The sequence below is a fragment of the Neisseria sp. P0021.S007 genome, assembly GCF_051956855.1.
In genome coordinates this window covers 1-583 of the sequence record NZ_JBQCXA010000841.1, presented here as the reverse complement: position 1 = coordinate 583, position 583 = coordinate 1, and the positions used below count along the sequence as shown (strand labels likewise).

General features: G+C 51.6%; 1 protein-coding gene. It reads left to right on the top strand.

Annotated features, from left to right (window positions below; translation table 11 throughout):
• The coding region (locus ACTHUR_RS16255) for a THUMP domain-containing class I SAM-dependent RNA methyltransferase (protein WP_440399714.1) at positions 1-563 on the top strand (563 nt) is incomplete at its 5' end.
• Positions 564-583 lie beyond the last annotated feature (20 nt).

The following is a 583-nucleotide window of genomic DNA, read 5'->3' as shown; positions in this document are numbered from 1 at the left end:
CTTTCCAAGACCCGTTTTGCGGTAGCGGTACGATTGCCATTGAGGCAGCATGGATTGCGACACACCGTGCGCCGGGCTTGATGCGCCGTTTCGGTTTTGAAAAACTGCAAAACTTCGACAAAGAAAAATGGCAAGCCTTGCGCCGTGAAGCTGAAAAACAAATCAAACCGGCAGCCGCGCCCATTTCCGGCAGCGACAACGACCGTTATATGATTCGTGCCGCATTGGCCAATGCTCAAGCCGCCGAAGTGGATAATTTCATCCGCTTTGACGTGCAAGATGCGCAGACCGCTCGACCAAACGGCGAACACGGCATTATGATTTCCAATCCGCCTTATGGTGTGCGCCTTGCCGAAATTCAGGCTTTACAGGCGCTTTATCCGCAACTGGGGACATGGTTGAAACAGCATTACGCAGGCTGGCTTGCCGGAATGTTGACCGGCGATCGCGATATGCCGAAATTTATGCGCCTTTCTCCGAAGCGTAACATTCCATTGTTCAATGGCAACTTGGATTGCCGATTGTTTTTGATGGATATGGTTACAGGCTCGAATCGGGGCTAAAACCTGAAATAGAGGCCGTC